This is a genomic window from Marinobacter sp. R17, from assembly GCF_003789045.1.
GTDB lineage: Bacteria > Pseudomonadota > Gammaproteobacteria > Pseudomonadales > Oleiphilaceae > Marinobacter_A > Marinobacter_A mangrovi.
On the sequence record NZ_RHGZ01000011.1, the window covers coordinates 84,528 to 106,948 of the forward strand.

At 62.8% G+C, this 22,421-nt stretch carries 24 protein-coding genes; 15 read left to right on the forward strand and 9 right to left on the reverse strand.

The genetic code is table 11. The annotated features are described in order from the left end of the window. Positions 1–13 precede the first annotated feature (13 nt). From EB809_RS09980 to EB809_RS10005, 7 genes are all read right to left on the reverse strand, one after another. Positions 14–853, reverse strand: a complete 840-nt coding sequence (locus tag EB809_RS09980; RefSeq protein ID WP_123634669.1) for a p-hydroxycinnamoyl CoA hydratase/lyase — start codon at positions 851–853, stop codon at positions 14–16. A 25-nt stretch (positions 854–878) separates the two neighbouring features. Then, entirely contained in the window at positions 879–2,276 is a 1,398-nt protein-coding gene (locus EB809_RS09985) for an aldehyde dehydrogenase (RefSeq protein WP_123634670.1), read from the reverse strand. A gap of 27 nt (positions 2,277–2,303) precedes the next feature. Beyond that, positions 2,304–2,480 carry a hypothetical protein gene (locus tag EB809_RS20940; protein ID WP_190294865.1) on the reverse strand — a complete coding sequence of 59 codons (177 nt, stop codon included), beginning with the start codon at positions 2,478–2,480 and terminating at the stop codon, positions 2,304–2,306. A gap of 202 nt (positions 2,481–2,682) precedes the next feature. Then, on the reverse strand, positions 2,683–3,711 hold the full coding sequence (locus EB809_RS09990; protein ID WP_190294866.1) for an AraC family transcriptional regulator: 1,029 nt from the start codon (positions 3,709–3,711) through the stop codon (positions 2,683–2,685). 111 nt (positions 3,712–3,822) lie between these two features. Continuing rightward, complete coding sequence (locus tag EB809_RS09995) at positions 3,823–4,224, reverse strand: acyl-CoA thioesterase (RefSeq protein ID WP_123634672.1); 402 nt, start codon at positions 4,222–4,224, stop codon at positions 3,823–3,825. A gap of 67 nt (positions 4,225–4,291) precedes the next feature. Beyond that, positions 4,292–5,644: a TRAP transporter large permease subunit gene (locus EB809_RS10000; protein ID WP_123634710.1), complete on the reverse strand. Its 1,353-nt coding sequence runs from the start codon at positions 5,642–5,644 to the stop codon at positions 4,292–4,294. A 29-nt stretch (positions 5,645–5,673) separates the two neighbouring features. Further along, positions 5,674–6,228: a TRAP transporter small permease subunit gene (locus EB809_RS10005; RefSeq protein ID WP_123634673.1), complete on the reverse strand. Its 555-nt coding sequence runs from the start codon at positions 6,226–6,228 to the stop codon at positions 5,674–5,676. A 408-nt stretch (positions 6,229–6,636) separates the two neighbouring features. Between EB809_RS10005 and EB809_RS10010 the strand changes: the two genes are divergently transcribed. The 6 genes from EB809_RS10010 to EB809_RS10035 all read left to right on the forward strand — a co-directional run bounded on the left by EB809_RS10010 (position 6,637) and on the right by EB809_RS10035 (position 13,193). Then, positions 6,637–7,689 (forward strand): substrate-binding domain-containing protein, encoded by a 1,053-nt coding sequence (locus EB809_RS10010; protein ID WP_190294867.1) that lies wholly within the window; start codon positions 6,637–6,639, stop codon positions 7,687–7,689. Positions 7,690–7,896: 207 nt separating this feature from the next. Continuing rightward, positions 7,897–9,285 carry a phosphate ABC transporter permease subunit PstC gene (gene pstC / locus EB809_RS10015; RefSeq protein WP_123634674.1) on the forward strand — a complete coding sequence of 463 codons (1,389 nt, stop codon included), beginning with the start codon at positions 7,897–7,899 and terminating at the stop codon, positions 9,283–9,285. Further along, positions 9,278–10,549, forward strand: coding sequence for a phosphate ABC transporter permease PstA (gene pstA / locus EB809_RS10020; protein ID WP_123634675.1), 1,272 nt, complete (start codon positions 9,278–9,280; stop codon positions 10,547–10,549). The genes pstC and pstA overlap by 8 nt, the downstream gene beginning before the upstream one ends. A gap of 14 nt (positions 10,550–10,563) precedes the next feature. Next, positions 10,564–11,445 carry a phosphate ABC transporter ATP-binding protein PstB gene (gene pstB / locus EB809_RS10025; protein WP_123634676.1) on the forward strand — a complete coding sequence of 294 codons (882 nt, stop codon included), beginning with the start codon at positions 10,564–10,566 and terminating at the stop codon, positions 11,443–11,445. A gap of 26 nt (positions 11,446–11,471) precedes the next feature. Next, the gene (gene phoU / locus EB809_RS10030; protein ID WP_123634712.1) at positions 11,472–12,191 is read left to right on the forward strand and encodes a phosphate signaling complex protein PhoU; all 720 of its coding nucleotides are present in this window, start codon (positions 11,472–11,474) and stop codon (positions 12,189–12,191) included. Between the two features lie 150 nt (positions 12,192–12,341). Further along, positions 12,342–13,193, forward strand: coding sequence for a DUF2059 domain-containing protein (locus EB809_RS10035; protein ID WP_123634677.1), 852 nt, complete (start codon positions 12,342–12,344; stop codon positions 13,191–13,193). Positions 13,194–13,213: 20 nt separating this feature from the next. On the opposite strand, the gene EB809_RS10040 is transcribed toward EB809_RS10035, so the two are convergent. Together EB809_RS10040 and EB809_RS10045 are read right to left on the reverse strand one after the other, a co-directional pair. After that, positions 13,214–14,197, reverse strand: a complete 984-nt coding sequence (locus EB809_RS10040; RefSeq protein ID WP_223807906.1) for a PA2778 family cysteine peptidase — start codon at positions 14,195–14,197, stop codon at positions 13,214–13,216. A gap of 4 nt (positions 14,198–14,201) precedes the next feature. Further along, complete coding sequence (locus tag EB809_RS10045) at positions 14,202–14,603, reverse strand: PA2779 family protein (RefSeq protein WP_123634678.1); 402 nt, start codon at positions 14,601–14,603, stop codon at positions 14,202–14,204. A 330-nt stretch (positions 14,604–14,933) separates the two neighbouring features. Here EB809_RS10045 and ada point away from each other — a divergent pair, with 330 nt between their 5' ends. From ada to EB809_RS10090, 9 genes are all read left to right on the forward strand, one after another. Beyond that, positions 14,934–16,019 (forward strand): bifunctional DNA-binding transcriptional regulator/O6-methylguanine-DNA methyltransferase Ada, encoded by a 1,086-nt coding sequence (ada, locus tag EB809_RS10050; RefSeq protein ID WP_123634679.1) that lies wholly within the window; start codon positions 14,934–14,936, stop codon positions 16,017–16,019. Beyond that, a complete protein-coding gene (locus EB809_RS10055) occupies positions 16,016–16,924 on the forward strand; it encodes a DNA-3-methyladenine glycosylase family protein (protein WP_123634680.1) in 909 nt (302 codons plus the stop codon). The genes ada and EB809_RS10055 overlap by 4 nt, the downstream gene beginning before the upstream one ends. Before the next feature lie 109 nt (positions 16,925–17,033). After that, a complete protein-coding gene (locus EB809_RS10060; protein ID WP_123634681.1) occupies positions 17,034–17,387 on the forward strand; it encodes a DUF1428 domain-containing protein in 354 nt (117 codons plus the stop codon). Positions 17,388–17,471: 84 nt separating this feature from the next. Beyond that, the gene (locus tag EB809_RS10065) at positions 17,472–18,320 is read left to right on the forward strand and encodes a hypothetical protein (protein ID WP_123634682.1); all 849 of its coding nucleotides are present in this window, start codon (positions 17,472–17,474) and stop codon (positions 18,318–18,320) included. Continuing rightward, positions 18,317–19,531 carry a hypothetical protein gene (locus EB809_RS10070; RefSeq protein ID WP_123634683.1) on the forward strand — a complete coding sequence of 405 codons (1,215 nt, stop codon included), beginning with the start codon at positions 18,317–18,319 and terminating at the stop codon, positions 19,529–19,531. The genes EB809_RS10065 and EB809_RS10070 overlap by 4 nt, the downstream gene beginning before the upstream one ends. A 76-nt stretch (positions 19,532–19,607) precedes the next feature. After that, positions 19,608–20,606: a 5'/3'-nucleotidase SurE gene (locus EB809_RS10075; RefSeq protein ID WP_123634684.1), complete on the forward strand. Its 999-nt coding sequence runs from the start codon at positions 19,608–19,610 to the stop codon at positions 20,604–20,606. Positions 20,607–20,615: 9 nt separating this feature from the next. Next, positions 20,616–21,290 carry a hypothetical protein gene (locus EB809_RS10080; protein ID WP_123634685.1) on the forward strand — a complete coding sequence of 225 codons (675 nt, stop codon included), beginning with the start codon at positions 20,616–20,618 and terminating at the stop codon, positions 21,288–21,290. Between the two features lie 88 nt (positions 21,291–21,378). Continuing rightward, on the forward strand, positions 21,379–22,056 hold the full coding sequence (locus EB809_RS10085; protein ID WP_123634686.1) for an SAM-dependent methyltransferase: 678 nt from the start codon (positions 21,379–21,381) through the stop codon (positions 22,054–22,056). A gap of 116 nt (positions 22,057–22,172) precedes the next feature. Beyond that, entirely contained in the window at positions 22,173–22,397 is a 225-nt protein-coding gene (locus EB809_RS10090; RefSeq protein ID WP_123634687.1) for a hypothetical protein, read from the forward strand. Positions 22,398–22,421 lie beyond the last annotated feature (24 nt).

Genomic DNA, 22,421 nt, shown 5'->3' on the forward strand with positions numbered 1-22,421 from the left:
GGTGATGGCTCCCTTACTGCGCTTGCTTGGATTTATCGTAGGCGCCCAGGCCCGGTTTGTAGCTTTTTTCGTCGATGAACTGACGGATGCCTTCCTTGCGGCCGTCGTTGTCAAAGCTGTTGGCCGCTTCCTGGGCGCGGACCAGATAGTCCTCGGCGTTGTCGTAAGTCATTTCCTTGACCCGGCGAATCGCATCCTTGGTGGCCTTGAGGGCCACCGGGTTCTTCTCCAGCAGAACCTGACAGACGGCAACCACACGCTCCTTCAGCTGGTCGGCCGGCAGTGATTCGTTGACCAGGCCCCATTCGGCGGCGGTCTTGCCGTCGATGTTTTCGCCCATCATGGCGTGGTACAGGGCCTGCCGCAGGGGCATCAGATCGGCCACGACCTTGCTGGCCCCGCCGCCGGGCAGGATGCCCCAGTTGATTTCGCTCAGACCGAAGATCGCGTCGTCACTGGCGAAGGCGAGATCGCAGGAGAAGAGCGGGCCGTAGCCGCCGCCGAAACACCAGCCGTTGACCATGGCGACCGTCGGTTTCTGGTACCAGCGCAGGCGGCGCCACCAGCCGTAGGATTCGCGCTGGGCCTGGCGCGTTGCACCCAGCCCCTGGGCTTCGGTTTCACGGAAATATTCCTTCAGATCCATGCCGGCGGACCAGGCGGAGCCTTCGCCGGTCAGCACCAGTACTCCCACATCGTCCCGGAACTCCAGTTCGTCGAGTACCCGCATCATCTGGCGGTTCAGCTTGGGGCTCATGCAGTTGCGTTTTTCCGGCCGGTTGAACCGGACCCAGGCGATTCGGTTTTCAACCGTGTAGGCAACCGTTTCGGCTTCGCTTCTTTCAATGGTCATTTCAGGTCCTCAATGTACGTCAGGGTTAAAAAGGGAAATGGCCGGATTCGGTGTCAACGGTGATCCAGCGCAGTTCGGTAAACTGGTCAATGCCCGCCTGGCCGCCGAAGCGGCCGTAGCCGGAGTCACCCAGGCCGCCGAAAGGCATCTGGGCCTCGTCATGGACGGTCGGGCCGTTGACGTGGCAGATGCCGGAACGGATCCGCTTCGCCAGTTTCAGCCCGCGGGACAGATCCCGGGTGAACAGGGAGGCGCTCAGGCCGTACTGGCTGTCGTTGGCGATCTCGATGGCATGGTCTTCATCCCGGGCCCGGATCATGGCAACCACGGGGCCGAAGCTTTCATCCCGGTAGATGTCCATGGCGGCGGTGACGCCGTCCAGCACGGTGGCAGGCATCAACAGGGAGTCTTCGGTGCCGCCGGTCAGTACGGTGGCGCCCTTGCCCACGGCATCCCGGATCAGGGCGTTGACCCGCTCCATGGTGCTTTGGCCGATGACGGCGCCGAGCGGGGCCTTGCCTTCACGGGGATCGCCGGTCTTCAGGCCTCGCACCTTCTCCGTGAATTTGGCGGCGAAGGCATCGGCGACGGCGTCGACCACCACCAGCCGTTCGGTGGACATACAGATCTGCCCCTGATTCATGAAGGCGCCGAAAGCCGCGGCGTTGACGGCTTCATCCAGGTCGGCGTCTTCCAGCACGACGAACGGCGCCTTGCCACCCAGTTCCAGCAGGCAGGGTTTGAGATGTTCCGCCGCCCGCTTGGCGATAATGCGCCCGACCTCGGTGGAACCGGTGAAGTTGATGCGTTTGATCAGCGGGTGGTCGATCAGGGCGCCCACCACCTCACCGGCGTCTTCCGGGGCGTTGGTCACCAGGCTGACCGTGCCGGGCGGGAAATCGGCATCATTCAGGGCCTCCGCGATCAGGCTGTGGGTGCGGGGGCAGATTTCGGACGCCTTCAGGATGACGCCGTTACCGCAGGCCAGGGCGGTGGCGATGGCGCGAACGCCCAGAATGATCGGGGCGTTCCAGGGCGCGATGCCGAGGATGACGCCGACCGGGTCCCGATGGGTCATGGCCAGGCAGCCGGGCTTGTCGGACGGGATGACCTCACCGTTGATCCGCGTGGTCAGCGAGGCCGCCTCGCGCAGCATGGACGCGGCCAGGGTCAGGTTGAACAGGGCCCAACCTTCGGTGGCTCCGGTTTCTTCCATCATTGCCTTGACGAAGGCGTCCTGGCGGGCTTCCAGGGCACTGGCGGCCCGGGACAGCACCGCGCGGCGGGTGTTGGGGCCCTGTTTCGACCAGGCCTCGAAGCCGGCCTGGGCCTGCTCGGCCAAGGGAGCCATGTCGGCGGCTTTCATGGCGGGTGCTTCACTGGCGACGTCACCGGTGATCGGGTTGATGCGTTGAAAGTTCATAGGTGCCTCGCTTGACAAGGTTTCCGGTTAAAGGACGGCTTGGGCGACGGTGCCGGCCCGCTGCCCGGTGATCCGGCGCGCCACCGCATCCTGACGGGGGCGCCGCGGCAGGAAGAGGGCGCTGGCCGGCGTCAGGGAACTGAAAGTGACGCGACCCGATTCGCTGCGCGTCTGCTCGAGCGTCCGCAAAGGGAGCTTGTCCATAGTCATGTGCTTCTTGTCGTTGTTGGACGGGGGCCCGCGGGGTCGTGGCGAGCCGGCCGATGTCTTCAAGATAGTGCGCCGGGAGGTGGGACAGAATGGCAGAAGTAGACGAAAAAATTTGCATTTCCCGCCATCTGTTTAAAGGTGCAAAGAATAATGGACAGGTATTACCGGCATCCGGGCCGGAGAGGAAGCGGGCGTCTCAGCGTCCCTGCCGGAACTTGTCCCGGTAGCGGCGTGGCGAATCGCCGGTCCAGCTGCGAAACGCCCGGGTGAAAACGGCGGGGTCGGAAAAACCGACTCGTTCTGCGACATCGTGGATGGCCATGTCGTCCGGGCCGACCAGCCACCGGATCGCGAGGTCCCGGCGCACCACATTCTTGATCTGCTGAAAGGACGCACCCTCTTCGGAAAGACGGCGCGTCAGCGTGCGGGTGGTCATATGCAGTGCCGCGGCGGCCTGATCGATCGTCAGCCCCCCGTCGGCCAGCTCCTTGGTCAGGATCCGCTTGAGTTCCGTGGTGACGCTGTAGTCCGTCTTGTAACGCCGGAACAGTTCCCGCGGGCAGTTGTTCATGAAGGATTTGAGGGAGCCTTCATTCTGTTTGACCGGCCGGTTGAGGTAGCTGTTGGAGAACACCAGGCTCAGGTCGTCACAGTCGAATTGATGAACGCCGGGATACAGGTAGCTGTATTCGCCGACATGGGCCGGGGCCGGGTAATTAAAGCGGGTTTCGACCAGGGGCAGGCTGTCGGCAATCAGCCAGGAGGCATAGCGGTGCCAGGAGAGCAACGCGATTTCGGCGAACAGGTGCTTATAGTCGAGCTCTGGGCGGGGCAGGTTGATCGACAGCAGCGTATGGCGCCCGTCGTCCGTCAGGGAGATCAGTTCCCGCCGGGTGACGAGGTTGTAGAATCGGCAGCCCAGGGCCAGTGCCTGGCCCAGCGTTGGCTGGTGCACTGTGAGCTGGCCCATCATGTAATAGGTGCCGGCCGGCAGCGAACAGCCCGCCAGTCCCATGGCCTCGTCCTGCATCCGGTCCCAGACGTACTTCTGGAAGTTGGCCAGCTTTTCCGTGGGAATCCGCTGCTCCGGCTGGTCGATCACGGACAGCGGGAGATCCTCCTCGGCCAGCAGGGGTATGGGGTCCACCCCCTGCTGTCTTGTGGCATGGAACAGGGAGCTGACGTAGTGATTGGCTCCGGTCCCGAAGTCTTCCTTCTCGTGCATGGCGGGGGTTAAGCGCTCCCAATACGGCATCGGCAAACCACGGCCAGCCGGCGCCCGGCATGGGGCCCGGTCGATCCGGTTTAGCCGGCGTTCGGGCCCCGGGGAGAGCCCTCAGTTCTGCTGCGGCACTTCCCGGATGCGGCCGTGTTCGTCGATGGCCACGAATACGAACAGGGATTCAGTGACCTTGCGCATGCGGTCCTTGTCCCGGTCCAGGGTCCAGACTTCCACGTTGATCTTCATGGAGCTGCGGCCGATGTCCACCAGGTCGGTGTAGCAGGCCACCTGCGAGCCCACCCGCAGGGGAGACAGGAACTCCATGCGTTCGATCGCCACCGTGGCATTACGCCCGCGGGAAAGGCGGCCGGCCGTTGTGGCGGCGGCCATGTCCATCTGTTTTACCAGCCAGCCGGCAAAGACGTCGCCGTTGGCATTGGTGTCCGAGGGCAGGGGCACGACCTGCAGGGCAAGCTGGCCCCGGGGATTGGGTTTGTCGTCGTCCGTCAGATTCATGGATGTGTTTCGCCAGTCAAACTCTTATTGATTATGAAATGTGCGTGCGGAGCCGTGGCCCGATGGCTTATCCGTACAGCGCATCGGGCAGACCAGTGGCCAGTACCGGCCAGATGGCCAGCAAAATGAGCATGATCAGCTGAATGATAATGAAAGGGATCACGCCACGATAGATCTGGGAGGTTTTAATTTCCGGCGGCGCCACGCCACGCAGGTAGAACAGCGAGAAGCCGAAGGGGGGCGTCAGGAACGACGTTTGCAGGTTCAGGGCAATCATGATGCCCAACCAGACCGGGTCCAGCCCCATCTTCAGCAGCACCGGCGCCACGATCGGCACCACCACGAACGTGATCTCGATGAAGTCCAGGATAAAGCCCAGCAGGAAGATCACGACCATGACCACGATCATCGCGCCGACCACACCGCCGGGCATGTCGTTGAAGATGCCGTGGATCAGTTCATCGCCCCCATAGCCGCGAAACACCAGGGAGAAGATGGCGGCACCCACCAGGATCAGGAACACCATGCAGGTGACCCGGGTGGTCTGCTGACAGACGTCGCGCAGAACGGTCATGCCCAGTTGCCGGCGGACGCCGGCCAGTATGGTCGCTCCCAGGGCACCCACACCGGCGGCTTCGGTGGGCGTGGCAATGCCTGCGAGGATCGAGCCCAGTACCGCCACGATCAGGATCATGGGCGGCGTCAGGTCGCGCCACAGGTTGAGATCCCGCTCGCTCTTTTCTTCCTCGGTCCGGTTGTCGGACGGGGCGGCGGACGGTTTGATGAAGGCGACGGCGACGATGTAAAGGATGTACAGCACCACCAGCAGCAACCCGGGGATCAGGGCGCCGACGAACAGGTCGCCCACCGAGACGGTGTCCGGGCTGAAAATGCCCTGCATCCGCTGGGCCCGCTGGTAGGCGCTGGACATGACGTCTCCCAGCAGGACCAGCGCAATCGAGGGTGGAATGATCTGGCCCAGGGTGCCGGTGGCGCAAATGGTGCCGGTGGCCAGGGACGGGCTGTAACCCCGCTTGATCATCGTGGGCAGGGAAATCAGGCCCATGGTGACCACGGTGGCGCCGACAATGCCGGTACTGGCCGCCAGCAGCATACCGACGATGGCCACCGATACGCCGAGGCCGCCGCGCACGCCCTTGAACAGGTCGGCCATGCTTTCCAGCAGATTTTCGGCGATTTTCGACTGCTGCAGCATGCAGCCCATAAAGATGAACAACGGCACCGCAATCAGGGTTTCGTTGGTCATCAGCCCGTACAGGCGGTTGGGCGTGGCGCCCAGGAAGCTGGTATCGAACACGCCGAACAGCATGCCGCCAAAGGCAAAGGCCAGGGCGGTACCGGCCAGCGAGAACGCCACGGGGAAGCCTGCCATCAAAACGATGCAGACCACTCCGAACATGATCAGCGGGAGGAACTCGACAACGGGACTCACAGGGTATCCTCCGCGGCCGGACCGGTTTCCTTGGGAATCGCGCCGGCCAGAACGGCAATATTGCGCATCACTTCAGCGATGCCCTGGATCACCATAAACACGCACATGAGCGGGATCAGGGTCTTGAGCAGATAAACCAGGGGAATGCCGCTGGTCTCCGGGGAGCGCTCCTTGATCGCCCAGGAACTCTCCACATAGCCCAGGCTGACAAAGAAGATGAAGATCATCACCGGCATCAGCAGGAAGAGCGTGCCGAGCAGATCCACCAGGGCTTTGCCTTTACCGGACAGACGCGTGTAGAGAATATCCACCCGCACGTGTTCGTTGTATTTCAGGGTATAGGCGCTGGCCAACAGGAACACGATCGAGTGCAGGTACATGACGCTTTCCTGCATGAAGATCGACGAGTGGTTGAACAGGTAGCGCAGCACAACGACGGCAAAGGTCAGGACCACCATACCGATGTTGAGCCAGGCCAGGGTGCGTCCAGTGCGTTCCGTGAATCCGTCCAGGTAGCCAGTGAGGCGAAGGAGAAGGCTGTTTTGAGTCATGGTTTTTATAGTGATTTGTTGTTTGAGTGGGCGCCGCGATAACCGGCTCCCCAGCTCTCATGTTAGTGGCATCGGACGCATCTGCAACAAAAATGATCGTCCCGACCGACCAATGGCTAAGAGGGTCGGATGGGCGGGCCGTAAAGGGTGACGGTTTCCGTTTCATGACACGTGGGGCTCGCTGATGGCTTATATCAATCGCCGTGTTCTGCATCAAAGCGCCGTGTTGACAGCGCGCACCAAAAAAATCTAGACGGTGGTGCTTGCTGTAATATAAGTGTCACAAAGAGTCCTTAGTCTTCTCACTCATCGGCTCACGACTGCCGGTTTGTAAAGCGGGCCTGGTTGACGCACACATTCACAACGACCAGCAGAGCCCGCGAAAAATCGCATGTATGGAGGCTCAACGTGAAAACTATTAAGACAGCTGTCGCCAGTGTTGCGGTAGCCGGCGCCCTGGCTGCCGTATCCACGCCGACCCTGGCTCGTGACACCATCAACATCGTCGGTTCGTCCACGGTTTACCCGTTCGCGACGGTTGTGGCTGAGCGTTTCGGCCGTAACACCAAATTCCCCACTCCGAAGCTGGAATCCACCGGTTCCGGCGGCGGTCTGAAGCTGTTCTGTGCCGGCGTCGGCACCGAGCACCCTGACATCACCAACGCATCCCGTCGCATGAAGCCGAGCGAGTTCGAACGCTGCCAGAGCAATGGCGTGAAGGACATCGTCGAAGTGAAAATCGGCAGTGACGGCATCGTCATCGCCAGCTCCAACAAGGCCGAAAACCTGGATGTGAACCTGAAAGAACTGTACCTGGCCCTCGCCAAGCAGGTTCCGGATCCCGACGGTGGTGACAAGCTGGTCGCCAACCCGTACAAGAACTGGAGCGACGTGGATTCCAGCCTGCCTAACAAGCCGATCCGTGTGATGGGTCCGCCGCCGACGTCCGGTACCCGCGACGCGTTCGTCGAGCTGGCCATGGAAGGTGGCTGTGAAGAAGTGGCCAACATCGAAGAACTGGCTGGCGACAAGAAAGACGAAGTCTGCCAGGGCATCCGTGAAGACGGCGCCTTCATCGAAGCCGGCGAGAACGACAACCTGATCGTTCAGAAGCTGGCCAGCGACACCAGCGCCTACGGCATTTTCGGCTACAGCTTCCTGGAAGAGAACTCCGGTACCCTGCAGGCCGCCACCATCAACGGTGAGCAGCCGACCCAGGACGCCATCTCCAGCGACGCCTACCCGCTGGCCCGTTCACTGTGGTTCTACGTGAAGAAGGCGCACGTGGGCGTGATCCCGGGGATCCCCGAGTATGTGGGCGAGTTCACCAGCGAAAGCACCTGGGGCCCGAACGGCTACCTGGCAGACGTTGGCCTGATTGCACTGCCGCGCGATGCCCGCGTTCAGCAGGCCAAGAACGCCAAGGCGATGACGCCGATGACCGGAGATGAGCTGAAATAAGCCAGCTCAGTCAGGCAGTCACAGGAAGTGCGGGGCCGATATCGGCTCCGCACTTTTCGCATATTGAAGGCCGCATCAAAAGATGACTTTGTGACTCAGTCGAAGCTGCAGGCTAGACTGGTGTCCCACACGAGGGAGTCCCTGCAACGGTCTGATTCAGGCGGGTCATTGCAGAGGCTTCTTTGAATTCACCGAAAGAGAGACAACATGCAACCGGGTAATCTGTTTCCGCTGGTGGTGGTGTTGATCGGGATCGCCTTTGCGCTGGGCTACGCCCGGTCCCGGGCACTCGCGACCCCGCTGGGCGGCATCCGACACCTCAAATCGCTGCCGTTCTACTATGCGGCACGTGCGTCGCTCTGGTGCGGCCTGCCGGCCCTGATCATCTTCGCCCTGTGGCTGGGCTTCGAGGACAAGGTGATCCAGACGTTGGTGATCGGCTCGCTGCCGGCGGACATCCAACCGGATTCGCCGGGCCGGGCCAGCCTGATCCTGTCCCAGATCAGCAACGTGGCGTCCGGTGCCCTGTCGCCGGAATTTGTGCCCGAGCCCATTGCCGGTGCGGCGGATCGCCTGACCGCTCTGCGGGCTGAAAGCAAGCTGATGATGACCATCCTGGTCATTTGTGTGGCGGTACTGGGGGCGTTCGTCGCCTGGTTGCGGATCGCGCCGCACATCAATGCGCGGGCGAAAGTCGAGTCGACCCTGCGCAAGATTTTCTTCATGTGTGCCGGGCTGGCCATCCTGACCACCGTAGGCATCATCTTCTCGGTGATTTTCGAGACCATTCATTTTTTCCACAAAGTCTCGTTCCTGGAATTCTTCTTCGGCACCAGCTGGAGTCCGCAGACCGCGATCCGGGCGGATCAGGTCGGCTCGTCCGGTTCCTTCGGCATGATTCCACTGTTTGTCGGCACCCTGCTGATTTCCGGGATCGCCATGGTGGTGGCGGTGCCGGTGGGGCTGATGTCGGCCATCTACCTGTCGGAGTACGCCTCCAAGCGCATGCGCAGCATCGTCAAGCCGCTGCTGGAACTGCTGGCCGGTGTGCCGACGGTGGTGTACGGCTTCTTTGCAGCGCTGACGGTGGCGCCGTTCATCGCCGATGCGGCCGGCTGGCTGGGGCTCGATGCCTCGACCGAAAGCGCGCTGGCCGCCGGTCTGGTGATGGGCATCATGATCATTCCGTTCGTGTCATCGCTGTCCGACGACGTCATCAATGCGGTGCCTCAGACCATGCGCGACGGATCCCTGGCCCTGGGCGCCACCCAGGCGGAAACCATGACCAAGGTGATTTTCCCGGCCGCCCTGCCGGGGATCATGGGCGGCATCCTGCTGGCCGTGTCCCGCGCCATTGGTGAAACCATGATCGTGGTGATGGCAGCGGGCCTGGCGGCCAACCTCACCATCAACCCGCTGGAAGCCGTCACCACGGTCACCGTGCAGATCGTGACCCTGCTGACCGGTGACCAGGAATTCGACAGCGCCAAGACGCTGTCCGCTTTCGCCCTAGGCATGATGCTGTTCATCGTGACCCTGGCGCTGAACGTCATCGCTCTTCATGTTGTACGCAAGTACCGGGAACAGTATGAGTAATCACGAGCAGGCGGCGCTGGTCCGCCAGTCCCTCAAACGGCGCTATCGCAAGGAGCGCCGCTTCCGCCTCTACGGCATCCTGGCGATTGCCATTGCCCTGGCCGCCCTGGTGACGCTGTTCGCGGACATCATCGGCAAGGGGTATACCGGGTTCATCAAGACCACCATGACCCTTGAGGTCCGGTTCGACCCGAAAACCATGTACCTGGAGGACGCCACCGACAAGGACGCCTTCAGCATGGCCGACTTCAAGGCGCCGCTGCTGGCCGCCCTGCACGATGTCGTGCCGGAAGCCGGCGACAGTGACGATCGGGATCTGGGGCACCTGCTGAGCAGTTACGCCGCCAACAAGGTGCGCGATACCCTGGAAGCGGACCCGTCGCTGCTGGGTAAAACCCAGACCATGACGTTCCTGGTCAGCGACGATGTCAGCGTCTACGTGAAGCACGCCGACGATCCCAACTATTCCATCCAGCTGTCCGAGAAACAGCAGGGCTGGGTGGATCAGCTGCAGGAACGGGGCATCATCCAGAACAGCTTCAACGACGTGTTCTTCCAGAACGGCGACAGCCGGGATCCGGGCCATGCCGGCGTGCTGGGGGCGATCGTGGGTTCCGTGCTGACCATGGTGGTGACGCTGCTGCTGTCGTTCCCGATCGGTGTGGCCGCGGCGATCTACCTCGAGGAATTCGCGCCACAGAACAAATTCACCGATTTCATCGAGGTGAACATCAACAACCTGGCCGCGGTACCGTCGATCATCTTCGGCTTGTTGGGTCTGGCGGTGTTCATCAACCTGTTCGGTCTGCCGCGCTCGGTGCCGTTGGTGGGTGGCCTCGTGCTGACGCTGATGACGTTGCCGACCATCATCATTTCCAGCCGGGCCGCGATCAAGAGCGTGCCGCCATCGATCCGCGAAGCGGCCGAAGGCATCGGCGCGTCCAAGATGCAGGTGGTGCTGCACCATGTGCTGCCGCTGGCGCTGCCGGGCATGCTGACCGGTTCCATCATCGGCATGGCCCAGGCGCTGGGTGAAACCGCGCCCCTGCTGCTGATTGGCATGGTGGCCTTTATCGTGGATGTCCCGTCCGGCTTCGTGGATGCCGCCACGGTGCTTCCGGTGCAGATTTTCCTCTGGGCGGGCAGCCCGGAACTTGCCTTTATTGAACGGGCATCCGCCGCGATCATGGTCTTGCTGACCTTCCTGATCGGTATGAATGCCCTGGCCATCTGGCTGCGCCGTCGCCTTGAGCGTCGGTGGTAACAGGAGATTTGAGTATGAATACGATGAATTCGGCGATTGACCAGGACGTCCCGGTCAAAGACGAGCCCGAGACCCGTGGCGGGGCCACCTTCAACGACGCTGAACTGGAGGGGCGAACCGTTGGCAAGCCTTTTGCCGACGATCCGAAGTTCACCCTGCGTGACGTGGAAGTCTTTTACGGCGATGCCCGCGCCATCAAGGGCATCAGCCTGGATATCGCCAAGAACGAGGTGATTGCCTTTATCGGACCGTCCGGTTGCGGCAAATCCACCTTCCTGCGCTGCCTGAACCGGATGAACGACAGCATCGATATCTGCCGTGTGAAAGGCCAGTTGCAGCTGGACGGCGAGGACATTTACGACGCCAAACGGGATGTGGTGGAGCTGCGTGCCCGCGTGGGTATGGTGTTCCAGAAGCCCAACCCGTTTCCCAAGTCCATCTATGACAACGTGGCCTACGGCCCGCGCATCCACGGGCTGGCCAATCGCAAATCGGACCTGGATGACATCGTCGAGCGCAGCCTGCGCGGCGCCGGCCTCTGGAATGAGGTCAAGGACCGTCTGGATTCTCCCGGAACCGGTCTTTCCGGCGGCCAGCAACAGCGGCTGTGTATCGCCCGAGCCATCGCCGTGAGTCCGGAAGTGGTGCTGATGGATGAGCCCTGTTCAGCACTGGATCCGATCGCCACCGCGCGCATTGAAGAGCTGATTGCCGAACTGTCCCAGAGCTATACGATCATCATCGTGACGCACTCGATGCAGCAGGCGGCCCGCGTGTCCGATCGGACGGCTTATTTCCACCTGGGCCACCTGGTGGAGGTGAATGAAACCAACAAGGTGTTTACGGCACCCCAGCATGAGCTGACTGAATCCTACATAACCGGCCGGTTTGGCTGATCCAGGTCTGCGAGCGGAGATTGATGATGAAGAATGACGAAGACGTATACGGCGATCACATATCCCACCAGTTCAATGAAGATCTGGCCGGTCTGAAGGAAGATTTCCTGCGCATGGGCGGGATGGTCGAGCAGCAGGTGGTGGATGCCATCGACGCACTGATCGAAGGTGACGGCCATCGCGCCGACGAGATCCGGGCCCGGGACAAGCAGGTCGACCAGTTGGAGCTGGAAATCGACGAGGAAGCAACCCGCATCATCGCCCGGCGCCAGCCAGCGGCGCGGGATCTGCGCCTGGTGCTGTCGGTCATCAAGATGGTGGCGGATCTGGAGCGGATCGGCGACGAAGCCAAGAAGATCGCCAAGTTTGCACTGAGCCTGTCCGAGGAAGGCAAGGCGCCGCGCGGCTACGTGGAGACCCGTCACATCGGCAATCACGTGAGCCAGATGCTGCGCGACAGTCTGGATGCCTTTGCCCGACTGGATTCCGAGCTGGCCCTGCGCATCATGAAAGAAGACAAGCGGGTGGACGAAGAGTACCAGGCCGCCACGCGCACGCTGGTCACCTTCATGATGGAAGATCCCCGCAACATCACCCGCTGCATGTCCGTCATGTGGGTGCTGCGCGCGCTCGAGCGGGTGGGTGACCATTCCTGCAACATTGCCGAACATGTGATCTTCATGGCCAAGGGTGAGGACGTGCGCCACACCCCGATGGAAGAAGCCGAGAAGGTTGTCAGCAACTGAGTGTGACGCCCGAGGCGGTCGGACCGGTTGTCCGGTCGGGCCGCCTGTCCACTTTCTCACCAAACCGTCATCCAATCGTACTGCAGATCCCTTGCTGCATCCGGGACGCCATGGCATAACGGGCGGACCGAAAACAGGAGCACATCTGTAATGCGAGCGATTCCTTCCCCCAATGTATTGGCCCCGTTGCGGCGTTTGACCCTGATGGCGCTGGTGCTGGCCAGCAGTCTGGCGGACGCCAGCCCCCTGTCCGAATCCGTGGTCAGCGAATCACCGCTGGGCGAGATCATCGACCAGTACCCGGCGATGATGAGCGAGGGTATTCGCGAGGGGCTGAAGCAGACCGGCCAGGTGGATCCGATGGTCGCCGACATGGTGGGTGGCATCGTCAGTCGGGCCTTCAGCAGTGCGGCCATCCGTCAACAGGTGGTGGATGATCTGGCCAGCAAACTCGACGACGGCCAGCTGGAAGCGGTTCGGGACTGGTACCAGACCCCTCTGGGCCAGCGGATCGCGCAGGCGGAAGTTGCCGCGTCCCGCCCGGCGGCCTGGAAGACCATCGAGACGCAGGGCCCATCCCTGGTGAAAAAATACGAGGGTACCGAAAGGGCCGACACCTTCTCCCGCTTCGACCGCGTCTCCCGGGCGACCGAAAGCACGGTGGATACGGCCGTGGCCGTGCAACTGGGGCTGGCGTCGGCCATGTCCGCCTTCAGCGGCAAGCAGGGCCCGACCCTGGAGCAGATGAAGCAGCAGATCGAGGATCAACGCTTCATGCTGCGCGGTGCCGTGGAGCAGCAGGTTTACGCCGCCTATCTGTACACCTACGAGCACTTCAGCATCGATGAGATCGATCAGTACCTGGATTTTCTGGAAACCGATGCCGGGGCCGCCTATAACCGGGTCGTCACCAACAGCATTCAGCAGGCCATCCTGAAACCGGTGGAGTCGGTCGGCAACCAGTTAGTGCGGCTGCTCAACCCCAACGCCGCCGGCTCATAACGCCGGAGCCGGTCGACCGCTCACGGGATGGGGCAATCCACCACGGGGCAGTCGGCCGGTCCGTTCCCTTCGACAGTCGCGCTCGTCGTGTCGTCATAGCGCTCCGGCTTCAGGCTGCGGGCGCAGGCATGGGCGCGGGCGGCGGCTTCACCACAGCCCTGTTTTGCGAGGGCCTCGCCGAGATTGTTCCAGCCGGCACTGATGCGCGGAAAATCGGCGGTCAGGCGCTGATACTGCTTCGTGGCCTCGTCCCAGTGCTGCTGCCGATAGGCGATGTTACCCAGACCGAGCAAGGCCGCGGGCTGATCCGACCAGGTTGCCAGGGCGGTCTGGTAGGCGTCGCGGGCGGCGTCCAGCTGACCCGTGGTCTCCAGGTCGTTGGCGCTGACCAGATAGTCCAGCGGTTCGGCCGTGGCGGGCAACTCGCGGGGTGGTAACATCACCCGGGCCCAGTTATCCGCCCGGTCCCACGTCGCCATAAAGGCCGTCAGCGGTTCGTGGTAGGCCTTTTCCGTACCGCTGTGGAGGATCATCTCATCCGCTTGGGTGTCGTAGCCGATCACCACCGCAAAGTGCCACTGGGGCCACCAGCCAAAGCGCAGGTTTTGCAGGACCAGCACCGGGTGACCGGCGTCGATTTCGGCCAGGACGTCGTCCAGCGTCGGTTTCAGCGGATACACCAGCATACCGTGCTGGCGGGCGGCAGCGACCATTTCCACCTGCAGGGAACCGTGGCGCTCCGGCAGGTAAACCTGTCCCACCAGATCCTCCGGCGTGACGTCCGCCCCCTGGGTGTTGAGCATCATCGCCAGGGCTGCAGGGCCGCACTGGTATTTTACCTGGGGATAGAACGGCACCGTGTCCAACTGATGGGAGGGCGTCTGGTCGAGCTGAGCGGTGTCCGGCCAATGCGCGGTGGTGGCGCAACCGCTGAGCAGGCCGATCATCAGGAAGAGCAGGGCGGCCCCGGCCGGAGCCACCCTGAACGCATTCACTGACGGCATGGCGTTAGCGGATGCAGTTGATGAACGGGAAGATATCGGTGGCGCAGAGCATGTCGGTGATGATGAAGATCACCAGGAACAGCACGATGATGCCGACGACGCCCTCACCGGTGGGGGCATCCGCCAACTGCTGCTTGAAGGAGGCCAGTTCGGACGGCGTCAGGCTCTGGATCCGGTCCCGGACTTCCTGCTCACTCACGCCCATGTCGGACAGCGCCTGTTTGACGTCGTCACGGGCCAGCATGCGGGTGAGGTCTTCACGATCGATGTCGGCCCGCTGTTGGGTCAGCAACTCGCCGGTACCGACGACGCTGGCGGAGGCCGGGGCGGCAGCCAGGGTGAAGAGCAGCATCACGATGGACATCAGGGTGGCGATGGGGCGGTTGTACTGCCTTATTGTGTGCATCAGCTTTAACTCCTGTCATACGCTGTCTGGACGCCGGCCAAAGCGGCAACGACGCCTGCAATTTATGATTCAACCGTCATAGAGTTTAGGGCCAGATGATGTCTGTGCCGAGAAATCCGGGTTAACAGGGTTTAATGTGACGCTTAAAGCGACGTAGTTTGTTGCCATGGACGACCGGATGGAGCCCGGTCCCAGTGGGTTCCCCACCTCACTGGATCGTAATCAGGGTCGCTCTTGAATCGAAGGGATTCGGGCGCAAGAAACGGAGTGTCCGGGGTAGGCCGTGGCGATAGTGTTGGCGTAGGATGACCGAATCAGAGGAGGGGTGAGATGCCCACCAACGCCACAACCGAAGCGATTACCAACGACCCGCGCTGGTCCCTGTTGCGGGCTCGCGACCCGGCGGCCGACGGTGCCTTTGTCTATTCCGTGCGAACCACCGGCGTCTACTGCCGCCCCAACTGTCCGTCGCGGCTGGCCAAACCCGAGAACATTGCCTTTCACGCCACGCCGGCGGAGGCCGAGCGGGCCGGATTCCGGCCGTGCCGACGCTGCCGGCCGGAGGCGGGGTCTCCGGCCAGTGAGCGGTCGGAAAAGGTGGCGGCGATTTGCCGGCTGATCGACGCCGCGGAATCCCCGCCCGACCTGGAGAGCCTGGGGCAGGCTGTCGGCTGGAGCCCCGCTCACCTCCAGCGCACCTTCAAGTCGGTGACCGGTATCTCGCCAAAGGATTACGCGGCTGAACGACGGGCGGACCGGGTGCGCTCGGCGCTGGCGCAGGGCGGGCCGGTGACCGACGCTGTCTATGCGGCCGGCTATGGTTCCAGCGGTCGTTTCTACAACGAATCCAGTGAGGTCCTGGGAATGACGCCCAGCCGTTATCGGGCCGGCGGCCCCGACAGCCGTATCCGCTTTGCCGTGGGCGCCTGCTCTCTGGGCGCCGTGCTCGTGGCCCAGAGTCAGACGGGAATCTGCGCCATCCTGTTGGGGGATGACCCCGAGGTGTTGGTGCGCGACCTGCAAGATCGTTTCCCGGCGGCCGACCTGGCACCGGGTGATCCGGATTTTGAATCCGTAGTGAGTCAAGTGGTTGGTTTTGTCGAGGCGCCGGAGCTGGGCCTGGATCTGCCGCTGGATATTCGCGGCACCGCTTTCCAGCGTCGGGTCTGGGACGTCCTGCGCCAGATCCCGCCCGGCCAGACCCTGAGCTATACCGAGGTGGCCGAGCGCATCGGTTCCCCGACATCGGTGCGGGCCGTGGCCGGCGCCTGTGCCGCCAATCGGCTGGCCTGCGCCATTCCCTGCCACCGGGTCGTGCGCAACGACGGCGGACTGTCCGGCTACCGCTGGGGCGTGGAGCGCAAACGCCGTCTGCTGGAACACGAAGCCAGAGCCGCTGAGGGAGATCGCCGTTGAGTGACCCTTCGCCCCTTCGGACGACGATCCCGCTGCCAGCCGGCTTTCGCGCCCACGATGTCCTGGCCTTTCACCGCCGTGACAGCGAGCAGCTGGCCGAGCAGGTCACCGGGCAGCGAGTCCGCAAGGGGCTCTTCTGGGACGGCGTGCCGGCGTGCCTGACGCTGGATTTCGAGACGGACCAGGTCGCGGTCGAGCTGGCGGTGGACGGTCACCGACCCGAGAGCAGCCCGGCGCGGCTGGAACAGATGACGCGCCGCATGCTGGGCCTGACCCAGCCTGTGGAGGCCTTCGAGGCGGCGATGCTCGACCATCCGCAGTTGGGTCCGGTAGTGGCCCGCAATCGCGGGTTACGGGTGCCGCAAACCGCCACGCCGTTTGAAGCCCTGACCTGGGCGGTCACCGGCCAGCAGATCAGCGTCAGTGCGGCCGTCTCCGTCCGGCGGCGGTTTATCCAGGCCGCCGGAGCGGCGCATTCCAGCGGCCTGTGGTGTGTGCCGGATGCCCGTCGGGTCGCGCAAACCGAGGCCGCCGAATTGCAGGCGGCCGGGTTGTCCCGGACCAAGGCGGCGACGCTCAAGGCCGTCGGCGAGCAGGTGGTGGCCGGAGATCTGCCGCTGGAAGATCCCCTGCCTGAGACGTCGGCCGAAGCTATCGGCGCGCAACTGAACCGGGTCAAGGGCATCGGCCCCTGGACGGTCAGCTATGCCCTGATGCGAGGCTTCGGCTGGATGGACGGCTCCCTTCACGGTGACGTTGCGGTGCGCCGCAACCTGCAGGCACTGTTGGAAACCCCGGAAAAACCCACCGAAGCCGAGACCAAAGCCTGGCTCGAACCCTTTTCGCCCTGGCGCGCGTTGGTGGCCGCCCACCTGTGGGGCATGCAGTCCACCGCCGGATATTAGCTCCCGAAGCCGGCACCCCTGTTGCCGTCGATTTTTTTGCACCGAGAGTCGAGATACCGGCTACCCGTTCGACCAATACCTGTCACCCAACAATCAAAGGAGAGGCGACATGGCTTACGTTGACGGATTTGTGGTGCCGGTTCCCAAAACGAACAAAGAGGCGTACCTCAAAATGGCCCGGGAGGCCGCGGCGATTTTTCGCGACCACGGTGCGCTGCAGCTGGTGGAATGCTGGGGCGACGATGTGCCGGAAGGGAAGCTGACCTCCTTCCCCATGGCCGTCCAGTGCAAGGCGGACGAGGTGGTGGTGTTTTCCTGGATCCTGTGGCCGTCGAAGGCGGTTCGGGATACCGGCTTGAAGCAAGCCATGGAAGACCCGCGCATGAACATGGACATGAGCAAGATGCCCTTTGATGGCAAGCGGATGATCTTTGGCGGGTTTGAGCAGGTGGTCGATGCGTGAGGGGGCCAATGGCGGTGGGATTGTCATGGAACTGACATGTTAGCGGCCTAACCTCCGTGGTAACCGTCCGGAATACCGAGTGTTATGCCTCTGTCTGTTACAGCTTACCGGGTCCTGGTGGCTCTGGTTCTCCTGCTGTCTGTTCTGACCGCCATCGTGCTGGGGCGCGTGCATGGCGCGCCGGTGGCGGTCGGACCCTTCGATCACTATCGCTGCTCGACCGGTGATCGATCCGGTGGGGAAGGCGTGTTCCGTGTGTTGAGCACCACCAACTACCTGGCACAGACGTTCGCCGACCACCTGTGCGCCTCGGATCGCATCGCCGCCCGCTTCGAGGCGGTGGACATTTCCTGGCAGCCCCGGGAGCAGCTGACCACCCGGCAGCTGGCCAGGCAGCACTTTCACCTGCTCTGGAACCGGCAGCGGGTCCTGAAAGGCCTGTTGTCGAACTACGACCGGTTTTACGACAGCGTGCAGAAAACGCCGGACTACTCCGTCTACTGGCTGAGCAATGGTGACACACCTCGCCTGACGGCGGGCTATTTCGCCGGCAAACGGGTGGGCCTGATTCAGGACAGTCAGAGCCAGTCTTCCTTCCAGCAGCCGATGGGTCAGCTCCAGGCCGCCGGCATCACGTTGAGCGACCGGCAGCTGCATTTCTTTGCCGATCGGCGAGCGCTCTACCAGGCCTTTGCCGAAGGGCGGATCGATCTGATGAGCGGCATTAAATGGGTGGGGGAACAGGAGGTGCCGCCGGAGCGGCGTCTGGCCATTGCCGAAAACCTGCCGACCGGGCGCTGGTTCCTGAGCCGGTCGCTGGCCGCCGATGTTGAATTCCGCTGTGCCCTGCTGGCGCAAATGGATGTTTTCAAAGGGCTCTATGCCCATATCGATCCGACCTTTGAGCCGGCTCACGGGGAGTGTCCGCCATGAATCGGCGTATCTTCCTGAGCGCACTGGGTTGGCTGGTACTGGCCCTGGTGCTGGCAGGCCTTCTGGTCGTCAGTGCCCGGCAGGGGCTGGAGCACAGCCTGTTTGAGCGCTTGTCGAACTCATTACCCGCGGCGATGGACGAGGCCCTGGTCAACGGCGATGACCGGCCCGGACTGATGACGGTGATGCGCCATCAACTGGCGGCGGATCTGGATGGACTTCGTATTGAGGGCTGGCTGCCCTGGCCGGTTCTCCGGGAGTGCTCGGCTACGGTTGATGCCCTGGGGCCGCTGGGGGAGGCCGGTGCGGTGACGTCGCCGGTGGATATCCGTTGGCCCCACGAGGGGCAGGTGTTCCATGTGGGGCTGACTCCGACGTGTGAGGTGGCCGTGTGGTCCTTGGCAGGGCAGGGGCTGGCTCTCGCCGGTCTGGCATTGGCGCTGATCCTGTTGCTGCCACGCCCCCTGGGCGACCGGCAACGGCACTGGTACGACCGGCTTGTTGAAGGGGGCGAATCGCATCGCCAGGCCCGGCGTCTGACGGCGCCCCTGGCGGAGGGTGTCAGTCGCGAACAGGGCCAGCTGCTTGCCGAGCTCTGCCAGCACTTTGACCGGCCCTTTGCCGAACTGCGGGACCTTGCCCTGGTTCAACCACCCCTGGACGCCAGACAACGGGCCTGGTTCATCCGCGGGCTGCATCTTTTCGACTTCGATGTCGCGCGGGCACGGGATATCGCGCTCGGCGACGAGCGTCTGGCGTTCGATCTGGAGGAGGGCCGCGCTCGCGTCCGGGGCATTCCACTGACGTTGGCGCCGACGCCGCTGCTGCATTACGCCTGGTATGCCCGCAAGCGCCAGGAGGGCGATGGGTGGTTTGCCAATCCGCCCTCCAACCGGCCGGATAAACGGGAAGGGCAGGCGCTGGCTGAATTTATGGCCGAATACGGTGGCCATGCCAAGGCGGTGAACGATCTGCGCGAGCACGGCCTGCGTTCCAAAACGCTGGACCAGAACCGCAACCGCATCAAGGAAGAGCTGATTCGCGTGTTGGGTGATGTCCTGGCCGAACCCTACCTGGTCGTCAGCGAGCGGGAACGAACCAGCGCCCGCCTGCGCTATCGGCTGGCCCTGCCCGCGGATCACATTGATCTGCCGCCGGACCTGCTGGCCCATACGCCATCGGCTCCGACAGAGAGATCCCATTCCGTTTAGGGATCTCTTTTTCACGGTTCTGACATCGGCCAAACCCAGTCTGCTCCTGTCTCTCAACCCATAACAGGAGCAATCGATGCAACGTTCATTACTCACGCCGCTGGCCCTGGCCGGCTCTCTGCTGTTCAGCGCCCAGGCATCCGCCCTCAACATCCTGCTGACCAATGACGACGGATGGGATACGGATAATATCCAGACCCTATTCAGCGCCCTTCAGGCTGCCGGTCATAATGTGATTATGTCTGCCCCCTGCACCGGACAAAGCGGCAAGGGTGGCGCGCTGAACTTCCTCAAACCGGTGTCGATTGACGACAGCAAGGCTGGCCAGCAGAAATACTGCGTCGGCGACACCGACGAGACGATGGCCTTTGAGGACTTTACCGAGGGCACGCCAGTGATGGCGGTCCTGCACGGTCTGGATGTGGTGGCACCGAAAGTCTGGGGCGCGGCGCCGGACCTGGTGATCTCCGGACCCAACGAAGGCAACAACCTGGGTTACATGAACAACAACTCCGGCACGCTGGGCGCGGCCATGATCAGCATTGCCCGCGGCATTCCGGCGATCGCCGTGAGCGCTGCGGATGGCGACGCCACCAAAGCCACGACCGTGGCGCAGATCGTCGTCGATATCGTCGATCAACTGGAGGCAAACCGTTCCGCGGACGAGGCCCTGCTGCCGCCGTTCACCGGTCTGAACGTCAACACGCCGGACGATGTGGACAACAATCTCGGTTACCGCTTTACCGACGTCGCCTGGAACGCCGGCGGCTACGACGCCACGTTCGTCGAGGACATGTCCCAGAACGAACTGATGATGAGCTACGTCACCGCCAGCATCATGGCGTCGGACAGTTCGTTGTCTCAAGCCGAAGCGCGTGCCCAGGCCGAAGCGGCCTACGCCGGTGCAGCGGGGATTTCCTTCAGCGGTGGCCTGGTGGACGACGACAGTGCCAACGCCGAGGGCAAGTGGGTGCAGGAAGGCTACATCACCATCAGCACCATCGACGCCCATGTCCAGGCCAGCCGCGCCAAGGTGGCGCTGACCGCCCAGAAACTCAACGCGCTGGCTCGGTAAGGGGACAACATGCACGGGATTTCACAATTGAGTCGGTCGCTGCTGGTGCTGGCGACCACCCTGCTGCTCGCTGCCTGCGGCGGTTCTGACAACGATGACAGTGACGATGCCGCTGCGACCGTCGACAAACTGGTCGGCCAGTACGCCGGCGTGTACCAGGATAATGGGGCACCGCGCCTGGCTACCGCGACGGTCATTGGTGCTGATGACCTGACGCTGGTCGTACTGGACGAACAGGACCGGCGCAGCGAATACAGTGGACGCTATGCTGCCAAAACCGGGACCTTCGAGTTCGCTGGCGGCGGCAACTGCCAGGCCGCCGACGAGGCACTTCAATGCACCCTGGATGGCCAGTCGGTCACGTTGGCGGCCAGTACGGCCGAGTCCCTGGACTATTCGGTGGCTGACCTGGCGGGCCGCTATCAGGTGCGCCTCGATGGTGAACTCTACACCCTGACGGCAGCGTCCGACGGTGATTTCACGGTGTCGGCAAACGGCTGCGATACGGCGGGCAACCTGAGCCTCGCGCTGGACGGCACGCTGGTGGCGGTGCGGCTGACCAGCGCCGAATGCGGAGGCAAGCTCGTCAATGGCTATCTGAGCACCGACAGCCTGTACACCAGCCGCGACGTTCTGGTCACGTACCTGCCGGGAAGCGAGCTGTCCGGGTACTGGATTCGCTAACCGCTCGCAAGACGGCGCCTGTTCCGGCGGGCGCCGTTCCCCGTACAATGCCCGACATCACTCAGTGAGAAGACAGGGATACGTCATTATGCAGTTGGATCAGGTGGTGCCCTGGGGGCGTTCGTTTGACGAGTACCGGGCTATGTTTGCCTTGTCACCGGCGGATCTGGGACGGCGCATCCTGGGTTGTGGCGATGGCCCGGCCAGCTTCAATGCGACCCTGTCGAAGCAGGGTGGTCAGGTGGTTTCCTGCGACCCGGTTTACCAGTTTACGGCGGATGACATCCGACGTCGTATCGATGCCGTGTACCCCGACATCCTGGCCAAGATGACCCAGGAGGCGGATCGCTATCTCTGGAGCACGATACCGGATGTCGCAGCGCTGGGGCGCACCCGGCAAGCGGCCATGGCCGATTTTCTGACCGATTACGCCGGCCCAGGCGCCCTCAGCCGATACGTCGCGGCCTCATTGCCAGCGTTGCCCTTTGCTGATCGCCGCTTTGAATTGGCGCTTTGCTCGCATTACCTGTTTCTCTACAGTGACCATGTGGACACCGCCGGTCATATTGCCGGGCTACAGGAGCTGTGTCGGGTCGCTAACGAGGTGCGGGTGTTCCCGCTGGTTGACCTGGACGGCAACCTTTCGCGGCATCTGCAACCGGCAACGGAGGCGCTGATGGAGGCGGGGCTGGAGGTCACGCGTGAACCGGTGCCCTATCGCTTCCAGAAAGGTGCCACGGACATGCTGGTACTGAAGCGCACCTGACAATGCCATAATCGTGGTGCTCTCCGGATACGGGATCGTCAGGTCTGCCTTCCTCGGCCATCTTCTAGTAAGCTCTCCGCTCCATATCCAGACAGGTTTCAACGGGAGTATCAGCGGTGGACATAGGCCTCTTATTCGGTCTGTTTGCAATTGCGGTGGGACTGGTCTCGCTGGTGGGCCGTCATTTTGCGCCGGAGAAATTCCTCAAGCTGCAGATCCTGCAGCAGAAGCTGGGCAAGCGGAACGGCTACATCCTGCACTTCCTGGCCTACACCGTTCTGCCGCTGCTGGTGGGGATTTCCATCCTGATCCAGGCCTACGTTCCCGGCACGGCTTCCTGATCGGTTCAGGCTCAAAGTCGCTGA

Bases quoted from the DNA above. Each gene is read 5' to 3' on its own strand.
- EB809_RS09980 (WP_123634669.1), bottom strand. From the start codon at position 853: ATGACCATTGAAAGAAGCGAAGCCGAAACGGTTGCCTACACGGTTGAA.
- EB809_RS09985 (WP_123634670.1), bottom strand. From the start codon at position 2,276: ATGAACTTTCAACGCATCAACCCGATCACCGGTGACGTCGCCAGTGAA.
- EB809_RS20940 (WP_190294865.1), bottom strand. From the start codon at position 2,480: ATGGACAAGCTCCCTTTGCGGACGCTCGAGCAGACGCGCAGCGAATCG.
- EB809_RS09990 (WP_190294866.1), bottom strand. From the start codon at position 3,711: ATGCACGAGAAGGAAGACTTCGGGACCGGAGCCAATCACTACGTCAGC.
- EB809_RS09995 (WP_123634672.1), bottom strand. From the start codon at position 4,224: ATGAATCTGACGGACGACGACAAACCCAATCCCCGGGGCCAGCTTGCC.
- EB809_RS10000 (WP_123634710.1), bottom strand. From the start codon at position 5,644: ATGTTCGGAGTGGTCTGCATCGTTTTGATGGCAGGCTTCCCCGTGGCG.
- EB809_RS10005 (WP_123634673.1), bottom strand. From the start codon at position 6,228: ATGACTCAAAACAGCCTTCTCCTTCGCCTCACTGGCTACCTGGACGGA.
- pstC (WP_123634674.1), top strand. From the start codon at position 7,897: ATGCAACCGGGTAATCTGTTTCCGCTGGTGGTGGTGTTGATCGGGATC.
- pstA (WP_123634675.1), top strand. From the start codon at position 9,278: ATGAGTAATCACGAGCAGGCGGCGCTGGTCCGCCAGTCCCTCAAACGG.
- pstB (WP_123634676.1), top strand. From the start codon at position 10,564: ATGAATACGATGAATTCGGCGATTGACCAGGACGTCCCGGTCAAAGAC.
- phoU (WP_123634712.1), top strand. From the start codon at position 11,472: ATGAAGAATGACGAAGACGTATACGGCGATCACATATCCCACCAGTTC.
- EB809_RS10035 (WP_123634677.1), top strand. From the start codon at position 12,342: ATGCGAGCGATTCCTTCCCCCAATGTATTGGCCCCGTTGCGGCGTTTG.
- EB809_RS10040 (WP_223807906.1), bottom strand. From the start codon at position 14,197: ATGCCGTCAGTGAATGCGTTCAGGGTGGCTCCGGCCGGGGCCGCCCTG.
- EB809_RS10045 (WP_123634678.1), bottom strand. From the start codon at position 14,603: ATGCACACAATAAGGCAGTACAACCGCCCCATCGCCACCCTGATGTCC.
- ada (WP_123634679.1), top strand. From the start codon at position 14,934: ATGCCCACCAACGCCACAACCGAAGCGATTACCAACGACCCGCGCTGG.
- EB809_RS10060 (WP_123634681.1), top strand. From the start codon at position 17,034: ATGGCTTACGTTGACGGATTTGTGGTGCCGGTTCCCAAAACGAACAAA.
- EB809_RS10065 (WP_123634682.1), top strand. From the start codon at position 17,472: ATGCCTCTGTCTGTTACAGCTTACCGGGTCCTGGTGGCTCTGGTTCTC.
- EB809_RS10070 (WP_123634683.1), top strand. From the start codon at position 18,317: ATGAATCGGCGTATCTTCCTGAGCGCACTGGGTTGGCTGGTACTGGCC.
- EB809_RS10075 (WP_123634684.1), top strand. From the start codon at position 19,608: ATGCAACGTTCATTACTCACGCCGCTGGCCCTGGCCGGCTCTCTGCTG.
- EB809_RS10080 (WP_123634685.1), top strand. From the start codon at position 20,616: ATGCACGGGATTTCACAATTGAGTCGGTCGCTGCTGGTGCTGGCGACC.
- EB809_RS10085 (WP_123634686.1), top strand. From the start codon at position 21,379: ATGCAGTTGGATCAGGTGGTGCCCTGGGGGCGTTCGTTTGACGAGTAC.